17 protein-coding genes are annotated in these 18,670 nt (G+C 71.8%); 1 reads left to right on the plus strand and 16 read right to left on the minus strand.

Annotated features, from left to right (window positions below; genetic code table 11):
- Nucleotides 1-220 precede the first annotated feature (220 nt).
- The 16 genes from pheT to IEY93_RS15700 all read right to left on the minus strand — a co-directional run bounded on the left by pheT (nucleotide 221) and on the right by IEY93_RS15700 (nucleotide 17,355).
- Nucleotides 221-2,752: a phenylalanine--tRNA ligase subunit beta gene (gene pheT / locus IEY93_RS15625; protein ID WP_189163789.1), complete on the minus strand. Its 2,532-nt coding sequence runs from the start codon at nucleotides 2,750-2,752 to the stop codon at nucleotides 221-223.
- Nucleotides 2,752-3,792 (minus strand): phenylalanine--tRNA ligase subunit alpha, encoded by a 1,041-nt coding sequence (gene pheS / locus IEY93_RS15630; protein WP_229691185.1) that lies wholly within the window; start codon nucleotides 3,790-3,792, stop codon nucleotides 2,752-2,754. Before pheS ends, pheT begins: the two co-directional genes overlap by 1 nt.
- A 270-nt stretch (nucleotides 3,793-4,062) precedes the next feature.
- The gene (locus IEY93_RS15635) at nucleotides 4,063-5,145 is read right to left on the minus strand and encodes a sensor histidine kinase (protein WP_189163791.1); all 1,083 of its coding nucleotides are present in this window, start codon (nucleotides 5,143-5,145) and stop codon (nucleotides 4,063-4,065) included.
- Nucleotides 5,146-5,284: 139 nt separating this feature from the next.
- Complete coding sequence (locus IEY93_RS15640) at nucleotides 5,285-6,088, minus strand: TrmH family RNA methyltransferase (RefSeq protein ID WP_189163792.1); 804 nt, start codon at nucleotides 6,086-6,088, stop codon at nucleotides 5,285-5,287.
- 118 nt (nucleotides 6,089-6,206) lie between these two features.
- Entirely contained in the window at nucleotides 6,207-6,590 is a 384-nt protein-coding gene (rplT, locus tag IEY93_RS15645; RefSeq protein ID WP_189163793.1) for a 50S ribosomal protein L20, read from the minus strand.
- Nucleotides 6,591-6,614: 24 nt separating this feature from the next.
- A complete protein-coding gene (gene rpmI, locus IEY93_RS15650) occupies nucleotides 6,615-6,809 on the minus strand; it encodes a 50S ribosomal protein L35 (RefSeq protein WP_189163794.1) in 195 nt (64 codons plus the stop codon).
- 136 nt (nucleotides 6,810-6,945) lie between these two features.
- Nucleotides 6,946-7,563 (minus strand): translation initiation factor IF-3, encoded by a 618-nt coding sequence (gene infC / locus IEY93_RS15655; protein ID WP_189163902.1) that lies wholly within the window; start codon nucleotides 7,561-7,563, stop codon nucleotides 6,946-6,948.
- A gap of 331 nt (nucleotides 7,564-7,894) precedes the next feature.
- Nucleotides 7,895-8,719, minus strand: coding sequence for a shikimate dehydrogenase (locus IEY93_RS15660; protein ID WP_189163795.1), 825 nt, complete (start codon nucleotides 8,717-8,719; stop codon nucleotides 7,895-7,897).
- Nucleotides 8,719-9,882: an endolytic transglycosylase MltG gene (gene mltG / locus IEY93_RS15665; RefSeq protein ID WP_189163796.1), complete on the minus strand. Its 1,164-nt coding sequence runs from the start codon at nucleotides 9,880-9,882 to the stop codon at nucleotides 8,719-8,721. Before mltG (IEY93_RS15665) ends, IEY93_RS15660 begins: the two co-directional genes overlap by 1 nt.
- 157 nt (nucleotides 9,883-10,039) lie before the next feature.
- On the minus strand, nucleotides 10,040-11,161 hold the full coding sequence (mltG, locus tag IEY93_RS15670; RefSeq protein WP_189163797.1) for an endolytic transglycosylase MltG: 1,122 nt from the start codon (nucleotides 11,159-11,161) through the stop codon (nucleotides 10,040-10,042).
- A gap of 215 nt (nucleotides 11,162-11,376) precedes the next feature.
- Nucleotides 11,377-11,868 carry a Holliday junction resolvase RuvX gene (gene ruvX / locus IEY93_RS15675; RefSeq protein ID WP_189163798.1) on the minus strand — a complete coding sequence of 164 codons (492 nt, stop codon included), beginning with the start codon at nucleotides 11,866-11,868 and terminating at the stop codon, nucleotides 11,377-11,379.
- Between the two features lie 211 nt (nucleotides 11,869-12,079).
- Complete coding sequence (gene alaS / locus IEY93_RS15680; protein WP_189163799.1) at nucleotides 12,080-14,752, minus strand: alanine--tRNA ligase; 2,673 nt, start codon at nucleotides 14,750-14,752, stop codon at nucleotides 12,080-12,082.
- Nucleotide 14,753: 1 nt separating this feature from the next.
- Nucleotides 14,754-15,008 carry a hypothetical protein gene (locus tag IEY93_RS15685; RefSeq protein WP_189163800.1) on the minus strand — a complete coding sequence of 85 codons (255 nt, stop codon included), beginning with the start codon at nucleotides 15,006-15,008 and terminating at the stop codon, nucleotides 14,754-14,756.
- Nucleotides 15,005-15,394, minus strand: a complete 390-nt coding sequence (locus tag IEY93_RS15690) for a DUF948 domain-containing protein (protein WP_189163801.1) — start codon at nucleotides 15,392-15,394, stop codon at nucleotides 15,005-15,007. Before IEY93_RS15690 ends, IEY93_RS15685 begins: the two co-directional genes overlap by 4 nt.
- A 129-nt stretch (nucleotides 15,395-15,523) precedes the next feature.
- Nucleotides 15,524-16,840 (minus strand): replication-associated recombination protein A, encoded by a 1,317-nt coding sequence (locus IEY93_RS15695; RefSeq protein WP_189163802.1) that lies wholly within the window; start codon nucleotides 16,838-16,840, stop codon nucleotides 15,524-15,526.
- Between the two features lie 53 nt (nucleotides 16,841-16,893).
- Nucleotides 16,894-17,355 carry a DUF2231 domain-containing protein gene (locus tag IEY93_RS15700; RefSeq protein ID WP_189163803.1) on the minus strand — a complete coding sequence of 154 codons (462 nt, stop codon included), beginning with the start codon at nucleotides 17,353-17,355 and terminating at the stop codon, nucleotides 16,894-16,896.
- A 294-nt stretch (nucleotides 17,356-17,649) separates the two neighbouring features.
- Between IEY93_RS15700 and IEY93_RS15705 the strand changes: the two genes are divergently transcribed.
- Nucleotides 17,650-18,579 carry a peptidylprolyl isomerase gene (locus tag IEY93_RS15705; RefSeq protein WP_189163804.1) on the plus strand — a complete coding sequence of 310 codons (930 nt, stop codon included), beginning with the start codon at nucleotides 17,650-17,652 and terminating at the stop codon, nucleotides 18,577-18,579.
- Nucleotides 18,580-18,670: the final 91 nt, after the last annotated feature.

Below are 18,670 nucleotides of genomic sequence, written 5' to 3' on the forward strand. Positions count from 1 at the left end.
CCGGGCCCCGTCCTGCCGAACCGCCTGCCATGGGCTCGGTGTCCGGATCGGACGTGGCGACGAGCGGGCCCCATGGACAGCGGGACGGCTCCCCCGGCGGCCGGCCTCACGCAGGGCGGGCGGTGCGGCAGGGCGCCCGGCCGTCAGGGACGCGAAAGGGGGCGGCGGTGGGAGGACCACCGCCGCCCCCTACCGAGGCATCGCCGTGACCGGTCGCCGGTCAGGCGCCGCGCTGCTGCGCGCCGGTGCGCTCGCCCGCCAGGGCGACGGCGGCGTCGCGGGCCGCGGTGGTCTCCTCGACGGTCAGCGTGCGGTCGGCGGCCCGGAAGCGCAGGGTGTAGGCCAGGGACTTGTTGCCCTCGCCCACCTGAGCGCCGGTGTAGACGTCGAACAGCCGGATGGACTCCAGCAACTCGCCCGCGCCCTCGCGCAGAGCGGTCTCGACCTGCGCCACCGGGATTTCGGCCGGGACGACCAGCGCGACGTCCTGGGTGGCCACCGGGTAGGCCGAGACCGGCCGGGCCTGCACCGGGCCGGGCAGGGCGACCTCCAGGACGGTCAGCTCGAGCTCCATCGCGCAGGTGCGCGGCGGCAGGCCGAACGCCTCCACGACCCGCGGGTGCAGCTCTCCCGCATGGCCGATCAGCTCGTCACCGGCGTACAGCGCGGCGCACCGGCCGGGGTGCCACGGTGTGTGCCGGTCGGCACGGACCACCGGCTCCACGCCGGCCTCCCGCGCGACGATGCGCGCGGCCTCGATGGCGTCGGCCCAGCCCGCCGGGCGCCCCGCACCCCACCAGCCCGAGCGGTCGTGCTCGCCGGCGAGCACGACGCCCACCCGGAGCGGCTGGCGGGGAAGCGCCGCGGCGATGCCGGCCAGCTCGTCCTCGGCCGGTCTGCGGTCGACGCCGAGCACCGGCGCCTTGGCCGGGGCTCCCGGCTCGGGCAGGTAGACCAGGCCGGACTCGAACAGGGCCACGTCGCCGAAGCCGCGCCCCACGTTGCGCACCAGGGTCTTCAACAGCCCGGGCAGCAGGGTGGTGCGCATGAGCGGCTCGTCCTCGCTCAGCGGGTTGGCGAGCCGGACCGTGCGGCGCCGCGGGTCGTCCGCGGCGAGCTGCAGGCCGTCCAGATCGCGGGCGCCGATGAACGGGTAGGCGAGCGTCTCGACGTACCCGGCGGCGGCCAGGGCGCGCCCGACGCGGCGGCGCAGCCGCTGGGTCTCGGTGAGCCCCGCACCGGCCGGCGTGTCGGGCAGCACCGAGGGAAGCCGCTCGTAGCCCTCGAGGCGGACGACCTCCTCGGCCAGATCGTTGGGGTCGGTCAGGTCGGGACGCCAGGACGGCGGGGTGACGGTCAGCAACTCGGCGGGGTTCGGCCCGTCGAGCAGGTCGGCGGGCGCCTCGGCGCCCGCCTGGCCGCCCGCGGCCCCCTGCGCGACGACCGTGCAGCCGACCTGCTCCAAGCGGTGCACGACCGTCTCACGGCCGTAGGCGACGCCGGCCACCCGGTCGGGGTGATCGGCGGGGATGACGATGGTGTGCGGCTCGGCGTCGACGTAGGCATGGGTGAGCCCGGGGTCCGCCGTGCCACCGCCGAAGGCGACGAGCATCTGCACCGCGCGCCACGAGGCGTACAGCGGCAGCTCGCGGTCGACGCCCCGCTCGAACCGGCGGGAGGCCTCGCTGACCAGGTTGTGCCGCCGCGACATGCGGGCGGTGCCGGTGGCCGAGAAGTGCGCGGCCTCGATGATCAGCTCGGTGGACTCCCCGGAGATCTCGGTGGACAGGCCGCCCATCGTTCCGGCCATCGAGATCGGCCCGGAGGCGTCGGTGATCAGAATGTCCTCGGGGTGGAGCTCCCGGGTGACATGGTCGAGCGTCTCGAGCCGCTCACCCGGCTCGGCCCGGCGCACGACGATGGGCCCGGTGAGCTTGGTGCGGTCGAAGGCGTGCAGCGGCTGGCCCAGCTCGAGCATCAGGTAGTTGGTGACGTCGACGGCCAGCGACACCGGCCGCATGCCGGCCCGCGACAGGCGGACCTGCATCCACATCGGGGTCTCCGCCGACTGGTCGAAGCCGGAGACCGAGCGCAGGACGAACCGGTCGCAGGCCGTCGGGTCGGCGATGGAGGCCGGATAGGACTCCTCGTCGAAGGCCGGCGGCTCGATGTCGGCCGGGTCACGCCAGGGCACGCCGAAGGCGGTGGCGACCTCGCGGGCGACGCCCCTGATCGACAGGGCGTACCCGCGGTCGGGGGTGACCTCCAGCTCGATCACGTCGTCGCGCAGCCCGAGAAGCTCGACCACGTCGGCGCCGAGGTGGGTGCCGGCGGGCAGGATCAGGATGCCACTGTGGTCCTCGCCGATGCCGAGCTCGCGGGCCGAGCAGATCATGCCGTCGGACACCCGGCCGTAGGTCTTGCGGGAGCCGACCTCGAAGCCGCCGGGCAGCACGGCGCCGGGCAGCGCGACCGGGACCCGGTCGCCCACGGCGAAGTTGGTCGCGCCGCAGATGACCCAGCGCGGGGCGGCCTCGCCGACCTCCAGCGAGCAGTAGCGGATCGGCTTCTTGAAGTCGGTGAGCTCCTCGATGGACAGGACCTCGCCGACCACGACGTTCTTGATGTCATCGCCGACCGACTCGATGGCCTCCAGCTTGAGGCCGGCCGCGGTGAGCTTCTCGGCGACCTCGTGGGCGGTGGCCGCCGGCAGGTCGACGTACTCCCGCAGCCAGGAGAGCGGGAACTTCATCAGGCCTCCATACCGAACGGGAGCGTGAAGCGCACGTCTCCCTCGACCATGTCACGCATGTCCTCGGCGTTGTTGCGGAACATCAGCGTCCGCTCGACGCCCATGCCGAAGGCGAACCCGCTGTAGCGCTCGGGGTCGACACCGCAGGCCACCAGCACGCGCGGGTTGACCATGCCGCAGCCGCCCCATTCGATCCAGCCCTCGGACTTGCAGGTGCGGCAGGGCGGGTTGCCCGGGACCGCCGAGGCGCCCCGGCAGACGAAGCAGCGCAGGTCCATCTCGGCCGACGGCTCGGTGAAGGGGAAGTAGTTGGGGCGGAAGCGGGTGCTGATGCCCTCGCCGAACATCACCTCGGCGAACCTGTCGAGCGTGCCCTTCAGATGGGCCATCGTCAGGCCCTCGTCGACGGCCAGGCCCTCGACCTGGTGGAACACCGGCGTGTGGGTGGCGTCGAGCTCGTCGGTGCGGAACACCTTGCCCGGCGAGACGACGTACACCGGCAGCTCGCGCGACAGCAGCGCGCGGATCTGCACCGGTGAGGTCTGGGTGCGCAGCACCATGCCGGAGTCGACCGAGCCGACGAAGAAGGTGTCGTGCTCGGAACGCGCGGGGTGATCGGGCGCGATGTTGAGGGCGTCGAAGTTGAACCACTCGCCCTCCAGCTCAGGCCCCTCGGCGACCTCATAGCCCATCGCGACGAAGGCGTCGGCGATGCGCTCTTGCAGGGTCGTGAGCGGGTGGCGGGCGCCGCTCGGGCGGCGGTCCCACGGGAGGGTGACGTCGACCGTCTCTTCGACCAGGACGCGCTCGTCGCGCTCGGCGGCCAGCGCGGCCTGCCGGGCGGCGAGCGCCTCGCCGATGGCCTTGCGGGCACCGCCGATGCGCTTGCCCGCCTCGGCCCGGGCCTGGGGCGGCAGCGCGCCGATCTCGCGGTTGGCCAGGGCGATCGGGGACCGGTCACCGGCGTGGGCCAGCCGCACGTGCTTGAGTTCGTCGAGGTCGCTCGCCGCCTCGATGGCGGCTATGGCTTCGGCCTCCATGCGCGCCACCTCGTCGGCGTGCAACGGCGTCACCTCGACCGGGTCATAGGTGTTCGACAAGAGAGAGCTCCGTATCCAGGGCTTGAGCGGGCACGAGTCTAGTCCGTCCGCAGCGGCGGACCGGCCGCGGACGGGGTGCTGTGGACAACCTGCGCGATCTTGTGCGGACGACGCCGCACTCAGTGCCTCCGGTCGCGGCCGGGGTCCGTCGAGCTCGAGGCGGCGCCGGTCGTCGCCGGCGTGGTTCGGCCCACCGGCCGTCCCGACCCGTCAGCCGAAGTCAGGGGTGCCGGCGGGCATGGTAAATCGGAACTCGGCGCCCCCGCCGGGCGCCCGCTGCACGGAGATCGTGCCGCCGTGGGCCTCCACGAGGCCCTTGACGATGAACAGGCCGAGACCGGTGCCACCGCGGCGGCGCCCGTTGCCGCGCCAGAACTGCCGGAAGACGCGCGAGGCCAGCTCGGGCGCCACACCCTCGCCCTGGTCACGCACGGACACGGCAACTCCCCACTCGACGGGCTCCACCACTATCGTCACCGTACCTCGCCCGTGACGCACCGCGTTTTCCAGCAGGTTGCCGAGGATCTGGTCGATCTTGTCCTGGTCGAGCCACATCTCGGGCAGCTCGCCATCGACCTGCAGCCGGAAGCGCTCCTCGGGCTCCCCCGCCGCCACCCGGCCCTCGATGATCTTGCGTGCTCGGGCCGGGACGTCCACCACCTGGCGGTGGATCTGCAGCCGGCCGGACTCGATGCGCGACACGTCGAGCAGCTCGGTGATCAACCGGGTGACCCGGTCGGCGTCGGCGTTGACGGTCTCGAGCATCACGCGCTTCTGGTCGTCGGTGAAGCGGTCCCACTTGGCCAGCAGGGTGGCGGTGAACCCCTTGACGCTGGTGAGCGGGGAGCGCAGCTCGTGCGCGACGGTCGAGACCAGGTCGGCGCGGCTGCGCTCGAGGCGGGCGCGCGCGGCGGCGTCGCGCAGGGTGACCACGACGCGCACGACATCGCCGCCGCGAGCGGGCCTGCGGACGAAGCGGGCGGCGACCAGCAGCTCGTGGCCGCCGGGGAGGTAGAGCGAGCATTCGGGCTGGCGGCTGCGGATGCGCAGGCCCCCGTAGGCGTCCAGCCACTTCCACCAGTCGCGGCCGTCGTCGTCCCGGAAGGGCAGCACGTCGGGGAAGTGCTTGCCGACGACGTCGTCGTCCACCCCGGTCAGCCGGCACGCGGCGCGATTGACCGCGACCACCCGGCCACGGGCGTCGGCCACGATCACACCCTCGGGAAGGTCGTCGACGTCGATCGAGCACACGGCATCGGCGCTTCGCCGGTGGGTTTGCTCGCCGCGCACCATCGCCTCCCTCGACCCCTACAGCGCCGACAATAGCGGGTTTCCCGCACCGTGCGGCAGCCCCGCGCCGGGGCGGGACGGCCTACCATGCCCAGTAGGTGGCGACTTGTCCGGTAAGTAATTTTCGGACCGGCCACAGGGCTCAGCGGCCACGCCGCTCCCTCGCCGACGCGTACAGGCAGACGGCCGCGGCCGTCGCGAGGTTCAGGCTCTCGGCGCGTCCGTAGATGGGCACCCGGACCACCTCGTCGGCCAGGGCGAGGATCTCCTCCGGCAGGCCCCACGCCTCGTTGCCGAAGATCCAGGCCGTCGGCCCGGCCAGGTCCACGTCGTCGAGGGTCTTGCCGCCCGCGCCGTCGGCCGCCAGGACGCGCAGACCCTTGTCCTTCAGATGCCGCACCGTCTCGGCCACCGGGGCGGAGGTGACGACGGGCAGATGGAACAGGCTTCCCGCGCTCGCCCGGACGCACTTGCCGTTGTAGGGGTCCACCGAGGCGTCGGTGAACACCACGGCGTCGGCGCCCGCGGCGTCGGCCGTGCGCAGGACGGTGCCCGCGTTGCCCGGATCACGGACGTGGGCGAGCACGGCCACCAGGCCCGCGTCCTCGGTGACCGCCTCGGCCAAGGGGACGTGGACGAAGCGGCAGACGGCGAGCAGCCCTTGGGGGGTGACGGTCTGGGCGAGCTCCGCCATCACCTCACCGCTGGCCCCGAACACCGGCACGCCGGCCAGCCGCGCGGCGGTGACGATGTCGGCGTGCCTGCTCTCGGCCTCGGCCGTGGTGAACAGCTCCACGGCGACGCCCGGCAGGGCCAGGGCCTCCCGTACGGCCTGCGGGCCCTCGGCGAGGAAGGCGCGGTCGCGGTCTCTGAAGGCCCGCTTGGTCAGGCGCTTGGCGGCCTTGACCCGCGGGGACTTGATGTTGGTCAGCTCTGAACCGGCCATGTGCCCCCCTGTGGGACCCCAGGAGCGTCGCGGCGCCCGCGAGTCCCGCCCGGGCGCCGCCGCGAAAAGCGAACGACCCGCTCCCCGAGAGAACGAGTCGTTCACGGTCGTGCGTGGATCAGCCGGCGACCGGCGCGTTCACATCGGCCGGCAGTGCCTTCCTGGCGGCCTCGGCCAGCGCGGTGAAGGCCTGGCTGTCGTTGACGGCGAGGTCGGCGAGGATCTTACGGTCGACCTCCACACCGGCGGCCTTCAGGCCCTGGATGAACCGGTTGTAGGTGATGCCGTTCGCGCGCGCCGCGGCGTTGATGCGCTGGATCCACAGGCGCCGGAAGGTGCCCTTCTTGTCCTTGCGGTCGCGGTAGGCGTAGGTCAGAGAGTGGAGCATCTGCTCCTTGGCCTTGCGGTACAGCCGCGACCGCTGACCCCGGTAACCACTCGCCCGCTCGAGGACGACGCGGCGCTTCTTCTTGGCGTTGAGCGCCCGCTTTACGCGTGCCATTGTTCTATCTCCCCGGGGGTTCGGTTACTTGCCGAGCAACTTCTTGATCTTCTTGGTGTCGGCATCGGACATGACGACCTCAGGCTTCAGACGGCGCGTCAGCGTCGACGACTTCCACTCGTTGTAGTGGGCACGGTTCGCACGACGGCGAATGATCTTTCCGCTTCCGCTCAGGCGGAACCGCTTCTTCGCACCGCTGTGCGTCTTCATCTTCGGCATCTCAGCCGTCTCTCCCTCGTTCGTCCGTGCCGATATTCCGGGTCAAGGCGCCGCAGCCAGGCATATGCCCGGCTGTGGCACCTCACCCGGTGTCGGTGTTCTCTCGCTTCCCCGCCGGATCGTCAGGCGGGGTGCGTCACTCCTGCGATTCCGATGCCGGCGCCAACTCGGCGTCGACGTCGTGCTCCGGATCGCCGGGAGCGCCCGAGCGGGCCGCGGCCCGCTCGGCCTTGGCCTCGGCCTTCTTCTTGTGCGGCCCGATCACCATGATCATGTTCCGGCCGTCCTGCTTGGGCTGGGACTCGACGAAGCCGAGCTCCGTCACATCCTCCGCCAGCCGCTGCAGGAGCCGGAAACCCAGCTCGGGGCGGGACTGCTCACGCCCGCGGAACATGATCGTGACCTTGACCTTGTCCCCCGCTTTGAGGAACCGCACGACGTGACCCTTCTTGGTCTCGTAGTCGTGCGGATCGATCTTCGGCCGGAGCTTGATCTCCTTGATGATCGTGTGCGCCTGGTTGCGACGCGCCTCGCGTGCCTTCATCGCGGACTCGTACTTGAACTTGCCGTAGTCCATGAGCTTGCACACGGGCGGGCGAGCGGTGGCAGCGACCTCGACCAGATCGAGGTCGGACTCCTGGGCCAGCTTCAGGGCGTCCCCGATGGAGACGATGCCGACCTGCTCGCCGTTCGGGCCGACGAGGCGGACCTCGGGCACACGAATGCGCTCGTTGATGCGGGGCTCAGTGCTGATGGGACCTCCTAGGTACCTGGCATACTTCCGCGTTCGTGCTCGACCGTGCCCCGGGACCTCGCGCCGAACGCGAAAAAGCCCCGCACGTCGCGCATGCGGGGCCACCGAGCCCCCCGGCCGTGACCGGAGAACCCACCGGAGGAAGTCCGGCAGTGATCCTGTGACCCGTCGACCTCGCGGCCGATCAGGTGGGAGGAAGACCTCCGCTTGCGCGTCCGGCACTCACACCGGACCGATCAAGCAGTTACGTTACCACAACACGCCGCATCCACCGAATCATCCCCACCCCTGATCACGCAGCGCGATCAGGGGTGGCGTGGACGGGGAGCGATCAGCCGGCCGCACGGGCGAGGATCTCGGCCTCGCCCGCGGCACGGACGGGCTCCACGGGGACGGGCGAGCGTCCGGTGTACAGCTCGACCTGGCGGATGGCCTGGTGGAGCAGCATGGACAGACCGCCGATGACCGTCCCGCCCTTGTCGCGGACGGCGCGGGCGAGCGGTGTCGGCCAGGGGGCGTACACGACGTCGAAGACGGCCGGGACGGCGGCCAGCGCGCCCGCGTGGGCGTCCGCGGCGCCGGACGGCAGCGTCGAGATCGCCAGATCGGCCTCCAGAGCGGTGGCGAGTTCCCCGAAGCCGCGCACGGTCAGCGTCATGCCGAGCCGTTCGGCCGCCTCGGCGGTCTCCCTCGCCCGCGCGGCCTCCCGGACGACCAGCGTGGCCTCCCGCAGCCCCAGCTCGCGCAGCGCGGCCAGCGCCGACCCGGCCGTCGCCCCGCCGCCGAGGACGACCGCCGCCCGCGGGGCCGTCACCCCGGCCTCGGCGAGCGCCCGGACCATGCCGTACACGTCGGTGTTCTCGCCGTGCCGGGCGCCGTCACGGAAGATCACCGTGTTCACCGCACCCACCTGGACGGCGAGGTCGGCCACGGTGTCCAGCAGCGGGAACACCACCCGCTTGAGCGGCATGGTCAGCGACAGGCCGGCCCACTCGGGGCCGAGGCCCGCCAGCAGCCCGGCCAGGCCCTCCTCGCCGCACTCGATCGCGTCGTACCGCCATCCGCGCAGGCCGAGGGCCCGGTAGGCGGCGCGGTGCAGAGCGGGCGACAGGGAGTGGGCGATCGGGGAGCCGAGCACGGCCGCGCGTCGTTCCATCAGCCGGCCGCCTGGTTGCGGTTGAACTCCTCGACGAACTTGTCGTGCTCGGCCTGGGAGTCGGTGTACTTGGTGATGCCGCGCTTGGTGTCGACGGTCACGAAGAACAGCCAGGGACCGTCGGCCGGCTCGAGGGCGGCCTTGATGGCGTCCTCGCCCGGGTTGCCGATCGGGCCGGGCGGCAGGCCGGGGTGCGCGTAAGTGTTGTACCGCGACTTGTTCTTGGTCTCGGCGTGGGTGGCCGCGACGCCGAACTTGTTCAGCGCGTACATGACGGTGCTGTCCATCTGCAGCATCATCGGCGGCGTGCGCTCGAGGCGGTTGTAGATCACGCGGGCGATCTTCGCCATGTCGCGCTTGCTGCCGGACTCGGCCTGCACGATGCTCGCGATCGTCATGATCTCCATCGGCGTGTGACCGAGGCGTCTTGCCCCTTCGGCCAGCCCGACGTCGTCGGCGGCCTTCTTGTAACGGGCGACCATGGCGGCGAGCAGATCCTCCGGCGTGGACTTCGGCGACACCTCGTAGGTCGCCGGGAAGGCGAAGCCCTCCAGCCGCTTCCTGGCGTAGGAGGGCAGGTCGAGCGCCTCGGCGTCCTTGGCGGCCTTCTGGAAGTCGCGCACCGGCCGGCCGGTGGCCGTGGCTAGCTGCTGGAGGATCTGGGAGAGCCGCAGACCCTCGCGCAGGGTCAGCGTCGTCTGCAGGCGGCGCTCGGGGTCCAGCAGGGGGACGGCCGCCGCCGCGGACATGCCCTTGCGCAGCTTGTAGTCGCCGGGCTGCAGCGAGGCGCTCTTGCCGGCGGCGCCGATCGCGTTGATGAACGCCCGCTCGCTGGCGACGACACCCTGATCGACGAGGGTCTGGGCGACCTCCGAGGCGCTCTGCCCCTGCTTGATCTCCACGACGACCTCACCGGTGCCCTGCCCGGTGAAGTCCTTGGGGACCGCCACGCCCCGCAGCCAGTTGTAGCCGTAGTAGCCGCCGGCGCCGAGGACACCGACGATGATGACCATGGCGGCCAGGAACGCCACGTAGCCCTTGCGCCGCTGGCGGCGCTGGCGCTTCTTGCTGCGCCTCTGGGCCGATCGGGAACCACGAGACCGGCGCCGGGGACCCTCGTCGTCCTCGGCACCCAGCAAGCCATCGAGGTCGAGATCGTTCATAGGTGCGTTCGCCAATCTCCCGGTCGGACCGGCCCGCCGTCAAGCGAGTACCCAGAATCGGTCCGATTCACCGGGTGCGGGGTCGCTCCGACGCCGGGCGGCGCGCCGGCCCGGGTCGCCGGGCGCGTACGGGAGGAGTTCGCCGTACCTCCGGGCATCAGTGCCGCCCAACACGTTTGTGCAGCTCTTCGCGATACTTCACGAACTCACTCTCTTTATCAGTGAATTTCGTGATTCTATGCTGCGGGTCGACCGTGACAAACCAGTACCAATCACCCTTAGCCGGACGAAGCGCCGCAATGAGCGCCGCCTCCCCGGGGTTGCTGATCGGCCCGGGCGGCAGCCCGGGGCGCATGTAGGTGTTGTACGGGGTGTCGCGCTTGATCTCGGCGTTCGACGCCATGATGCCGTGCTTGCCCAGGCCGTACATCACCGTGCTGTCCATCTCCAGCTTGGCGCCGGAAGCGAGGCGATTGTAGATGACTCTCGCGATCTTCGGATAGTCGGCCTCCCTGCCGCCCTCGGCCTGGACGATGCTCGCGACCACCACGACCTCGCCGGGAGTGAGCCGCTGGCGTGCGGCGCCCTCCTGCAGCCCGACCGAGGCCGCGGCGCGCTCGAAGCGGCGGACCATCGCGCGCAGCAGCTCCCGGGGCGTCGTGGAACGCTCGATGTCGTAGGTCGCCGGGAACAGGAACCCCTCGGCGGCGCCCTTGGCGTAGGCGGGCAGGCCGAGCTCGGCGGGACGGGCCAGAATCTTCGACAGCTCGGCCGCGGGCAGCCCGGAGCCCTTGGCCAGGCGGGCGACCGTCTCGACGGCGCGCAGCCCTTCGGGCACCGTCACCCGCCTGCGGATGCGGGACTGCGGCGCGAGCAGCAGGTTCAGCGCCTCGACGGCCGCCATGCGCTTGCGCAGCCGGTAGCGTCCCGGGTGCAGGCCGCCCGACTTGCCGCGGTCCTCCACGGCCTGCACGAAGGCCCTGGCGCTGGCCACCACCTCGGCCTGGACGAGGACGTCCGCGACCTGCCCGGCGTTGGACCCTGGGAGGATCTCCACGACGACCGGCACCGTCCCCTTGCCCTCATAGTCGCCCGGCTTCATCAGCGGGCGCAGCACGGTGAACGCGCCGGCGAGCCCCGCGGCGATCACCGCGACGCTGCCTCCGCCGATGAGCAGGAGCAGCCCGCGCCTGCCGCGCCCTGCCCGTGCCCGACGCTCCTCCTCGTCCTCCTGATCGGCGGAGAACGCGATCAGGTCTCCGTCGTCCTCCTCGCCCACGCCCCCGGCAACTGGGTCGGCGCGCCGATCGCCCGGGTCGTCCGGAGCGGCACGCTCTGGAACGTTCCAAGGCGGTGATGACCGGCCGTCGCTCGCAGGGAGAACGGCGTCATCGGGACGGAACGCCGGTGCCCCGTCATCGGGCTCCGGCTGCCCGGCCCGGTCAGGACCGGTGGAGGGGTCGCCTCCGTCGCCGCCGGAGCCGGCCGGGCGGCTCACTTCGCGGGCCCGGTGCTCGATTCTCCGCCGGGGCGGCGCGGCTCGACGGGTCTCCCCGGTGGGGCCCCACTGGCACGCTCGGCGTCCAGGGCCGCTTGCAGCAGCACCACGGCCGCCGCCTGGTCGACCACCTCGCGCTGGTTCTTCGCCTTCACGCCGCTCGCGCGCAGGCTCTGCTGCGCGGACACCGTGGTCAGCCGCTCGTCGTACAGCCGGACCGGCGTCGGCGCGAGCCGTGCGGCCAGGCGGCCGGCGAACTCGCGCGCCGCCCCGGCGGCATGACTCTCGCGCCCCGACAGCGAGGTGGGCAGACCGACGACGACCTCGACCGCCTCGTGCTCAGCGGCGATGGCGGCGATGCGGTCGAGGTCGCCCCGGCCACGCCGCACGGTCTCGACCGGGGTGGCCAGCAGGCCGGACGGGTCGCTGCGCGCCACTCCGACGCGCACCGACCCGACATCGACGCCCAGCCGGGCCCCGGGCCTCACCAGGGCCGCCCGCGGCCGATGGCGAACGGCGGCGAAGGACAGCGCGGCGCCGGAGTCGCCGTGGCCCGCCGCGCCGGCTCGACGCCGTACGGGCCCTCCCCCGGGCGGGACGGCACGGTGGGCCGGTCCGCCCGCGCGAAACGGGCGGACGGGCCGGCCGTGCGGACGGCCGGGGCCGGCGGGCAGGCGGCCCGGGGTGCCGCGGGTCCGCTCAGGACAGGGTCTCCCTGATCGCGTGCTCGACGGCCCCGAACGCCTCGCCGATCGCCTCCGGACGGGCTCCGCCGCCCTGCGCGACGTCATCCTTACCGCCACCGCCACCCCCAAGAGCCTTGGCGGCGGCGCCGACCAGTCGTCCGGCCTTGAGCCCCCGGGAGCGCCCCGCCTCGTTGACAGCCGCGACCACGACCGGCCGGTCGGCGGGAACACCGGCGATCACGATGATCGCTGCGCGGTCACCGGGGAACCGGCCCCGCACATCTAGGGCGAGTTTACGCAGGTCATCGGCCGAAGTGCCGTCAGGCGCGCGGTGGGTCACCACGGAGACGCCCTCGATGTCGCGCGCCGCGGCGGCGAGCTCGCCGGCCACCGCCAGCACCTGGGAGGAGCGGAGCTTCTCCAGCTCGCGCTCGGCGGCGCGCAGGCGGGTGACGATGCCCTCGACGCGCTCGGGCAGCTCTTCGCGGCGGGCCTTGAGCTGCTCGCTGATCTGCGCGACCAGAACGCTCTCGCGGGCCAGGAAGCGGAAGGCGTCCAGGCCGACCAGTGCCTCGACCCGGCGCACGCCGGCGCCGATCGAGGACTCGCCGAGCACCTTGACCAGGCCGAGCTGGCCGGAGCTCGCGACGTGGGTGCCGCCGCACAGCTCACGGGAGTAGTCGCCGACCTCGACGATGCGGACCTCGTCGCCGTACTTCTCACCGAACAGCGCCAGTGCGCCCATCGCGCGGGCCTCGTCGAGCGAGGTGTGGTACGCGTGGACCCGCAGGTCGTTGATCAGGATCGAGTTGACCTCGTCCTCGACGTCGCGCAGAACGCTGTGCGAGACGGCCCCCGCCGCGGTGAAGTCGAACCGGAAGCGGCCCGGGGAGTTCTCGGAACCGGCCTGCGCGGCGCTCTCGCCGAGCGCGTTGCGGAACCCGCGGTGCACCAGGTGGGTCGCGGTGTGGCTGCGGGAGATGGCCCGCCGCCGCTCGATGTCGATCTCGGCGTGCACCTGGTCGCCGACCCGGACCTCGCCGTCACGGACCTTGCCGCGGTGGACGACCAGGCCCGCGAACGGCGACTGGACGTCGGTGACGTCCACATGGGCGCCGCCGGTGGCGATCACGCCCTGGTCGGCGAGCTGACCGCCGCCCTCGGCGTAGAAGGGGGTGCGGTCCAGGACGATCTCGACCACGGTGCCGGCCCCCGCCGCCGGGACCGAGGCCCCGTCGACCAGCACGCCGATGACGGTGGCCTCCGCGGTGGTCTGGTCGTAGCCGAGGAAGTCGACCTTGCCCGCGCGGTCGAGCAGCTCGCCGAGCACCGAGATGTCGGCGTTGCCGGTCTTCTTGGCCGCGGAGTCGGCCTTGGCGCGGTCGCGCTGCTCGTTCATCAGGCGGCGGAAGCCGTCCTCGTCGACCCGCAGGCCCTGCTCGGCCGCCATCTCCAGGGTCAGGTCGATGGGGAAGCCGTAGGTGTCGTGGAGCTGGAACGCCTGGCCGCCCGCGAGAACCGCCGCGCCCTTGCGCTTGGTCTCCTCCACGGCGGCGTCGAAGATCGCGGTGCCGGTGCGCAGCGTGCCGAGGAAGGAGGTCTCCTCGGCGTCGATGACGGTGTGGATGTGCGCGGCGTCACCCTTGAGCTCGGGGTACTGCCGGCCCATCGCCTCGATGGTGGTGGCGGTGAGCTCGTGCAGGTAGCGCTCTTCGCCGGCGCCGAGCAGGCGCAGGTTGCGCACGGCGCGGCGCAGCATGCGGCGCAGGACGTAGCCGCGGCCCTCGTTGGAGGGCAGCACGCCGTCGCCCACGAGCATGACCCCGGCGCGCATGTGGTCGGCGATCACGCGCAGCGAGACGTCGGAGCGGTGGTCGCGCCCGTAGCGCGACTTGGTGAGCTCGGCCGCCCGGTCGAGGATCTTGTAGGTGGTGTCGATCTCGTAGATGTTGTCGACGCCCTGCAGGATGGCCGCCATGCGCTCCAGGCCCATGCCGGTGTCGACGCTCTTGGCGGGCAGCTCGCCGGCGATGTCGAAGTCGACCTTGCTGCGGACCGTGCTGAGCTGGAACTGCATGAAGACGTTGTTCCAGACCTCGAGGTAGCGGTTCTCGTCGGCGACCGGACCGCCGTCCCTGCCGTAGTCGGGGCCGCGGTCGTAGTAGATCTCGGTGCAGGGCCCGCCGGGACCGGGCACGCCCATGTGCCAGTAGTTGTCGGCCACGCCGCGGCGCTGGATGCGCTCGGCGGGGATGCCGACCTTGTTGTGCCAGATGTCGAACGCCTCGTCGTCCTCGTGGAAGACGGTGACCCACAGCAGGTGCTCGGGGAAGCCGAAACCGCCCTCGGACTCGGGCCTGGTCAGCAGCTCCCAGGCGTAGGGGATCGCCTGCTCTTTGAAGTAGTCGCCGAAGGAGAAGTTGCCGAGCATCTGGAAGAAGCTGGCGTGCCGGGTGGTCTTGCCCACCTCGTCGATGTCGAGGGTGCGCACGACCTTCTGGGCGCTGGTCGCGCGCGGGAAGGGCGGCTTCTTCTGGCCGAGGAAGTAGGGCTTGAAGGGCACCATGCCCGCGTTGACCAGCAGCAGCGTCGGGTCCTCGGCGACAAGGCTGGCCGAGGGCACGACAGTGTGACCGCGCTCCTCGAAGAAGCGCAGGAAGCGGCGAACGATCTCTGCCGACTCCATCTCAGCGGCCGTCCTTTACATCGTCTGGGTGGGTTGTCTCAACACTGTCGAGGCCGAACCGCGCTCGCAACTCGGTTTCCCTGCCTGCGGAGAGGCGCCGGACCTCTCCGGCGAACGAACGCGCCTCGGCGGCGAGGTCCAGGGCGCGGTCGGCCGTGCGGCGCGCGACGTGGTCGGGCTTCAACGCTTGAAGCTTACGCATCGTCCAGACCGCGATGTACGCGCCCAGGGCCATGTAGAACAGCCGGCGGATCATGCGCGCCGCCGCCGGCCGTCCGCGCCGAAGGCTCCGCGCCGCCGGCCGGTGAGTGCGGCGCGCAGCGCGTGCAGCAGCGCGGCGATCTTGATCAGTGGCCGGGCGAGCAGCGAGGACGCCACATTGCTGACCTTCGCCACATCGCCGCTGACCCGCTTGACGTCGACCGCGATGGCCTCGACGGCGACCAACTGGCGGTTGGTCTCGGAGACCGTGACGCTGAGATCGTCCAGCAGCGGGACGACCCGGTCGCTCAGGTCGGCGACGGTCTTGGCGGTCTCGGTGAGCAGCCGGGCCAGCCGCACCAGCACCACGGCCATGAAGCACACCAAGATCGCCCAGAACAGCGCGACGATGAGGCCGGCGACCTCTCCGGCGGTAAGCATGTCGATGCGTCCCCTCGTAGGTGACCTACGGTTGTCCGGCCCGTCAGGGGCGGTGGAATGGACAGACCCTATCGCGCCCGGCGTCGGCGCCCACGCCGCGCGCGCCGCCCTGTGGACGGCGCGCGGAGGTCAGCGGGGACCGCGCAGGAACTCACGGATCTTCGTCCAGCGATCGGCGAAGTGCGCCTCGGCGCCGTGGCGGGTGGGCTCGTAGTAGCGCCGGCCGCGGATCTGCTCGGGCGCGTAGTCCTGCCGGACGAGGCCGTGCTCGAAGTCGTGGGGATACTGGTAGTCCTTGCCGTGGCCGAGCGCGGCGGCGCCGGGATAGTGGGCGTCGCGCAGGTGGCCGGGCACCTGGCCGATCAGTCCTTTGCGCACGTCGTCGCCGGCGGCGCCGATCGCCTTGACGACGGCGTTGGACTTGGGGGCCAGCGCGCAGTGGATGACCGCCTGGGCGAGGTTGATGCGTCCCTCGGGCAGGCCGATCATCTCCACGGCCTGCGCGGCGGCGACCGCGATCTGCAGGCAGGTCGGGTCGGCCATGCCGACGTCCTCCGAGGCGAAGATCATGATGCGGCGGGCGAGGAACCGCGGGTCCTCCCCCGCCTCGATCATGCGGGCCAGGTAGTGCAGGGCGGCGTCGGCGTCCGAGCCGCGCATGCTCTTGATGAAGGCGCTGATGACGTCGTAGTGCTGGTCACCCTGCCGGTCGTAGCGCACGGCCGCCTTGTCGACGGCCTTCTCGACGGTCTCGACGGTGATCGCGCCCTCGGGGACCAGCAGCGCAGCGGCCTCCAGGTAGGTGAGCGAGCGGCGCGCGTCCCCGCCGGCCAGGCGCACCAGATGGTCGGCCGCCTCGGGTGCGAGGGTCACCCTGCCGCCCAGGCCGCGCGGGTCGGCCACCGCCCGGTCGAGGACGGCGCGGACGTCGTCCTCCGACAGCGACTCCAGCGTCAGCAGCAGCGAGCGCGACAGCAGCGGCGAGATCACCGAGAAGAAGGGGTTCTCGGTGGTGGCCCCGATGAAGGTGACCCAGCGGTTCTCCACCGCCGGCAGCAGGGCGTCCTGCTGGGCCTTGTTGAACCGGTGGACCTCGTCGACGAACAGGACGGTCTGGCGGCCGGTCATGCCGAGTTCGCGCCTGGCCTGCTCGATCGCCGCCCGGACCTCCTTGACGCCCGCCGAGACGGCCGAGACCTCGACGAACCGGCGCTTGGTGACGCCCGCGACGACATAGGCGAGGGTGGTCTTGCCGGTGCCGGGCGGCCCCCACAGGAACAGCGACATGGGGGCCTCGCTCTCGACCAGCCGGCGCAGCGGGGTGCCCGGGCCGAGCAGGTGACGCTGGCCGATCACCTCGTCGAGGCCGCGCGGGCGCATGCGCACCGCGAGGGGCTCCTGGCCCTTGTGGGCCTCCTCCGCCGCCGAGTCGAACAAACTCTCCACGCACCGACATTACCGCCGCCACGCGGGGCGTCAGGGCCGCGCGCGGGAGGCGTTCAGCGGGCCCAGACTGCCGTCGCGCCCGTGTGCCCTGCCCGCAGCACGTAGAAAGCGGCGGTCAGGGCCAGCAGCACGGTGAGCACGGCGAGCACGGCCGTGGTGACCCGGCCCCAGCGGCGGGAGGAGTACACCAGCAGCAGCGAGGAGACGGCGAGGCCGAAGGTGCTCAGCACCAGGGGGTTGGCGTAGCCCTCGTGCTCCTGGACGCGCGCGGCCAGCGGCCCTTCGGGCAACCCGCCGCCGAACATCGCCTCGAAGAACGCCTCTCCGCTCTCCTTGGCGGCGAAGGCGGCAGCGGGGGCCGCGATCGCGAGCAGGACCACCGCCCAGGCGATGCGGGGACGCACACGCGGCACCACGCCGTAGGCGATCGAGCCCACGGCGAGCAGCGGGATGAAGACCACGGCCGCGTGGATCATCAGGGGGTGGGCGGGCAGCCCGAAGATCTGGTCGAACATCTGGAAGCTCCTGTCAGTGGCTCGTCGGCTATACCCGCCCGGGTGCGCTGAAGGTTCCGCGCTGCGCCGGACGACGCGGCCCCCACCACCGCGTCCCCATGATCCCGATCGGACCGTCAAGCTGCCATAAAGAACTTCCCCTTGGCAACATTCCACTCGGCAACCACGCGACGCGACCAGGTCAAGGAAGATCTACCGGCCGCCGGGAACTCGGCGTTTTATCCGAGCTCAACATAAAGGCCGGTACGATTCCCGAGCACATCAAGTCATCTATCGGCAAATGGAAGGCATACCGTGACCGACGTGGATCGCCAGACCCAGCTGGCACGGGAGCACCGCGAACGGCAGGAACAGCGGGCCAAGGGCGCCTCCGGCACATCCAGGCGGAACACGGTCATCGGTGCCGGTCTGGGCGTGCTGCTCGTGGCCGGTGGCATCTTCGCCGCCACCACGCTGCTCGGGGACGATGGGAAGAAGCCGACCTCGGCGGCGGCGCCGTCCGACTCTCCCGCCGCCTCCTCCGAGCCCTCCGCCACGGCCTCCGCGCCGGCCGAGGCCCCCACCGCGAGCGCCGACCCGGCCGCCGCGACCTGCGAGTACCGCAAGGACGACAGCGGATCCCCCGCCAAGAAGGTGGGCACGCCGCCGTCCAAGCCGGACACCCGCGGCAAGCACATGGTGGTCACCACCAACCAGGGGACGATCGTCATCGAGCTGGCCACCGCCGCCGCCCCCTGCACGGTGAACTCCTTCGAGTTCCTGGCGAAGAAGAACTTCTTCGACAACACCCGCTGCCACCGGCTCGCGACGGTCGACACGGTCGGCCTCGGCATGCTGCAGTGTGGCGACCCGTTCGCCAAGGCGGACGGTAAGCACTCCACCGACGGCTCCGGCGGCCCGGGTTACCTGTTCAACGACGAGAACCTCGGCGGCATGCAGCTCGGCAGGGGCACGGTGGCCATGGCGCAGTCCTCGGAGGACGCCAACTCCAACGGCAGCCAGTTCTTCATCTCCTTCGCCGACGACAACACCCAGCTGACCGCCGCGGGCGCCGCGTTCACCCCCTTCGGCGTCGTCACCAAGGGCATGGACATCGTCGACAAGATCGCCAAGGGTGGCATCATCCCCTTCAACGACGACCCGATGTCCGACGTGCGCGGCGAGGGCTCCAACGCACCCAAGCTCCCGGTGATCATCAAGGACCTGCGGATCACCAACCGCTAGCCGCTCCGCCGGCCGGACGGCCGACTACACCGCGAGAGCCCCGGCGCGCAGTGCGCGCCGGGGCTCCATGCTTTCCGCCGGGGCCGCCGGT

It is taken from the genome of Sphaerisporangium melleum, assembly GCF_014646695.1.
Lineage (GTDB): Bacteria > Actinomycetota > Actinomycetes > Streptosporangiales > Streptosporangiaceae > Sphaerisporangium > Sphaerisporangium melleum.